We start from the raw sequence: 4,152 nt of genomic DNA, 5'->3' as shown, positions 1-4,152 counted from the left end.
GCCGCCGCCCTGGCCCTCGACGCCGCCGCCTGACCGCTCCGGGCCCGCCCTAGCACAGCATCGCCGCGATCGGCTCCAGCATTGCCCGGCCCAGGCGGGCGCTGCGCTGCGGCGACCAGCCGAAGCGCGGGTCCGGGACGCCGATCTGGTCCTTGAACGGCATCTCCAGCAGCACCGTCAGGCAGCCGAAGCGCTCGGCGATCCAGTTCCAGGCCATGCGCAGATCGGCCTCGGCCGGCGGCCCGCCCGGATAGGGATGGCGGCGGTCGTAGTCCGGGCTCGCCGCCTCCAGCCCGCGCATGAAGGCGACGAAGCGCCGGCGCAGCGCCGGGCTGCGCGACGGGATCTCCAGCGGCCCGCCGAGGAAATTGTAGGGCAGCTCCTCGTCGCCATGGACGTCGAGGCAAAAATCGACGCCCTCGGCCTCCATCGCGCCGCGGATCGCCGCCACTTCGGGCGCATCGGTCGCCGCCGGATCGGCCCAGGCCCGGTTCAGGTTCATGCCCAGCGCGTTGGTGCGGGTGTGGCCGCGGGCACAGCCATCCGGGTTGGCGGTCGGCACGATGTGGATCACCGCCGCCTCGCGCAGCCCGGCGACGAACGGATCGGCCGGGTCGAGCAGCCGGTCCACCAGCCCCTCCAGGAACCAGCCGCCCATGGTCTCGGACGGGTGCTGCCGCGCCATGATCCAGAGCCTCGGCTTGCCCGGCCCCGGCCGGCCGATCGTCAGCCGGTCGATCGGGTGTCCGTCCGGCGTCCGGCCCAGCACGTCATGCGCGATCCGAGGTGAGCGCCGGGCCCGGTCGACCAGGGCCCGGTGCTGCGCCAGCGGATAGGGCGCGAAATAGGCGTAGTCGACCGCGTCATGCGCCGGCCGGTCGACGATCGAGAACACGCCGTCCCGGACCTCCGCCCCGACCCGCGGCCATTCCGCCCCGTCATGCGAGGCCACCGGGCGGTAGCCGGTCCAGCAATCCGGGATCTCGTCGCGCCCGGCCAGCCGCGACAGCCGGGCGGAGTTCTCGAACACCATGCGGCAGTCGCGGCCCTTGGCGCCGTGCAGCCGGAAGTGGAACCATTGCATGTCCGGCGCCCGGCCGTCCGGCTTCAGCGCCAGCCGGATGGCGCCGGGATCGGCGCAGTCCAGCACCTCGACGCTGCCGCCCTCGAAATCGGTGGTGATGTGCAGATCGGGCATCGGATCCGCGCCGCCCCCTTACTTCATCCCGGCGGCGATGACATCGCCGGTCCTGGCGATCAGCGCGTCGACCATCGCGATGCCTTCGGACACATCAAACGAGTGGTCCATCGGCCGGACCCACAGCTCCGCTGGCCCATCATGGTGGTCGAGCAGGACCTGCCCGCATCCCGGCTGCGGGAACACCACCGCGTCTCTGGTGCCGACCGCGACCAGCAGCGGCCCCTTGTAGCGGGCGATCTCCGCCACCGGGTCGACGGCGTAGAGGCTGTCGAAGAAGGCCTGCTTCAGCGCCACCTCGGCGCCCCAGGGCAGCCTGGCCGTGACCGGGACGTCGCCGGCGGCCAGCCCCTGACGCATCACCTCCGGCCCCAGCGACAGCATGAGCGACGCCGGCATGTTGGTGGCGGGCGCCCAGAGCGAGACCGAGGCCAGCCTGCGCGTCGTGCGGCCGGCGACGACGGCGCCGACCGCCCCGCCCATGCTCCAGCCCACCAGGGACAGGCGGGTTCCGTCCACATCCGGGCTGGCGGCGAGCCAGTCGAGCGCCGCCAGCGCGTCCTTCACCTGGCCTTGCACGGTCATGTCGGCGAAGGCGCCCGCGCTGTCGCCATTGCCACGGAAGTCGATGCGCAGGCTGGCGATGCCCCGCTCCGCCCATATCCGAGCCGCCCGGCGGAAGATGCCCTCCCGCGCCGCCGGGATCTCCAGCTCGTCCCGGCTGCCGGGGAAGCCGTGCAGCAACAGGGCCGCCGGCGGCCGGGACACGCCCTCAGGCAGGGCCAGGGTGCCGACCACCATCTGGCCGCCGACCGCGAACTCCACCACCCGCTCGACGACGCGGCCGGATGTCGACACGCGCGCTCTCCTCTATTTCAAGGTCGGCCGCATCACGCCGTCGGGGCCGCGGCGCAGCGGGGCGGGCTGCTTCGGCAGCGGCGCGCCCGGCGCCTCGGCGATGGTGACGCCGTGCGGCCAGTCGGCCGGGGCGATGGCGATGTAGCGGGCATAGCCGCCGGTGCCGCCCAGCGGCTTGGCGAAGCCGATGCTGATCAGCGCCCCGGCCTCCGGCACCTGGTCCAGATTGGCCACGCCCTCGGCCTGGGTGAAGTGGTTGTGCATCAGCCAGGCCTCGCCCTCCAGGTCCGGCGTGGCGTCGGTGTCCAGCGGCTCGTGCCCGTGGAACAGGATGCGGCGCCGCAGGTGCAGGAACTTCAGCGCGTCCAGCGACACGCCGGGGAACGGCTTGTCGTTGAAATGGGCCACATCGTCCCACTTCTTCGACCAGTCGGTGCGGACCATGACGACGCTGCCCTCCGGCACCGTGCCGTGCTTCGCCTCCCAGGCGGTGACGTCGTCGACCGTCATGGCGTAGCTCGGGTCCTTCGCCACCTTCTCATGGATGTCGATCACCACCAGCGGCCGCACCGCGAAGGTCGGCGGCAGGTCGCTGATCGTGGCGCCGTACTCGTCCCAATGCGCCGGCGGGTCCAGCTGGGTGCCGTACTGGTCGGTCGGCAGGGCATAGGCGGTGGCGACGAAGCCGTGCTTGGCATAGGTGAACTCGTCGCCCCTCTTCGCATAGTCCGGCAGGTCGGCGCCGGCCACCGCCGGCTTCACCTCCGCATTGCCGAAGCCCGGCCACACCGGCTGCACCGGGGCGAAGGCGTGGGTCAGGTCGATGTATTTGGCGCCCTTCAGCGCCGAGTCGTACACGCTCCACAGCCCTTCCGCCCCCTGCGCCCCCGGCGCCAGGGCAAGGGCGAGCGACAATGCGGCCGTCGCGGCCGTGATCCGCAGCATGTGAGCCCCCTTCGTCAGTCTTCCGCCGCGAGCATCGCCCGACCAGCGCCCGCCGTCCATGCGGGACGTGCCGGCTTGACGCCCTGCTTGACGGTCGGGCCGGGCCGGAATATCTCTGGGTCGCCCCTGACGGCTCGGGAAAGGAGGGTTAGAACGATGGCTGCCATTGTCCGCGCGTTCCGCGCCTCCCCTCGCCGCGCCGCCGTTCGGGCCTCCTGACACGCAGGATCCACTCGGCCGGCGCCTGACAAGGCCCTCCGATCGAGGATCCTCCATTGATCGATCATTACGGCTGGAGCCCGGCGCTCCAGCATCAGTTCCACCCCCATGCCGCCCGTGGCCTGAGCCCGGCGCGCGTGACCGTGCAGCAGCGCGGCGCCTATCACCTGGTCACGCCGCTGGGCGAGATGACCGGGCAGCTGTCCGGCCGCTTCGCCCATGAGGCGCTGGAGGGCGACTATCCCGTGGCCGGCGACTGGGTGGCCGCCGCCCTGCGCCCGGACGAGGGCAGCGCCACCATCCAGGCCGTGCTGCCGCGGCGCAGCGCCTTCACCCGCAAGGCCGCCGGCCCCGGGCGCCCGATGGGCCAGGTGGTGGCCGCCAATGTCGAGGTGGCCTTCCTCGCCGCCTCGCTGAACGCCGACCTCAACCCCCGGCGCATCGAGCGCTACCTGGCCACGGCGTGGGAGAGCGGCGCCTCCCCCGTCGTGGTGCTGACCAAGGCCGACCTGTGCGACGACCGCGACGGCCCGCTGGCCGAGATCGAGGCGGTGGCGCTGGGCGTGCCGGTGCATGTCGTCTCCGCCGTCACCGGCGAGGGCGTCGAGGCCCTGCGTGACAGCTTCGCCCCGGGCCAGACGGCGGTGCTGCTGGGCAGCTCCGGCGTCGGCAAGTCCAGCCTGGTCAACGCCCTGGCGGGGACCGAGCTGATGGCGACGGGCGCGATCCGCGAGGACGACGCCCGCGGCCGCCACACCACCACCCATCGCGAGCTGGTGCTGCTGCCGAACGGCCGGCTGGTGCTGGACACGCCGGGCATGCGCGAGCTGGGGCTGTGGGAGGCGGGCGACGGCGTCGCCGCCGCCTTCGCCGATATCGAGGCGCTGGCGGCCGGCTGCCGCTTCGCCGATTGCGGCCACGGGACCGAGCCC

At 72.9% G+C, this 4,152-nt stretch carries 4 protein-coding genes; 1 reads left to right on the top strand and 3 read right to left on the bottom strand.

Annotation, left to right across the window (positions count from 1 at the left end):
* Positions 1–49 precede the first annotated feature (49 nt).
* The 3 genes from P409_RS28135 to P409_RS28125 are packed head-to-tail and all read right to left on the bottom strand — an operon-like array spanning position 50 to position 3,001.
* Positions 50–1,198, bottom strand: coding sequence for a M14 family metallopeptidase (locus tag P409_RS28135; protein WP_052121496.1), 1,149 nt, complete (start codon positions 1,196–1,198; stop codon positions 50–52).
* Between the two features lie 18 nt (positions 1,199–1,216).
* Complete coding sequence (locus P409_RS28130) at positions 1,217–2,056, bottom strand: alpha/beta hydrolase family protein (protein WP_034846203.1); 840 nt, start codon at positions 2,054–2,056, stop codon at positions 1,217–1,219.
* A gap of 12 nt (positions 2,057–2,068) precedes the next feature.
* The gene (locus P409_RS28125) at positions 2,069–3,001 is read right to left on the bottom strand and encodes a cyclase family protein (RefSeq protein ID WP_034846202.1); all 933 of its coding nucleotides are present in this window, start codon (positions 2,999–3,001) and stop codon (positions 2,069–2,071) included.
* Positions 3,002–3,276: 275 nt separating this feature from the next.
* Between P409_RS28125 and rsgA the strand changes: the two genes are divergently transcribed.
* Positions 3,277–4,152: ribosome small subunit-dependent GTPase A (rsgA, locus tag P409_RS28120; protein ID WP_052121495.1), on the top strand; the 876-nt coding region annotated here is incomplete at its 3' end.

Source organism: Inquilinus limosus MP06, assembly GCF_000767795.1.
GTDB classification, from domain to species: Bacteria; Pseudomonadota; Alphaproteobacteria; order DSM-16000; family Inquilinaceae; genus Inquilinus; species Inquilinus limosus_E.
The sequence above is the reverse complement of the archived record's forward strand: the minus strand, read 5'-3'. Positions and strand labels throughout refer to the sequence as shown.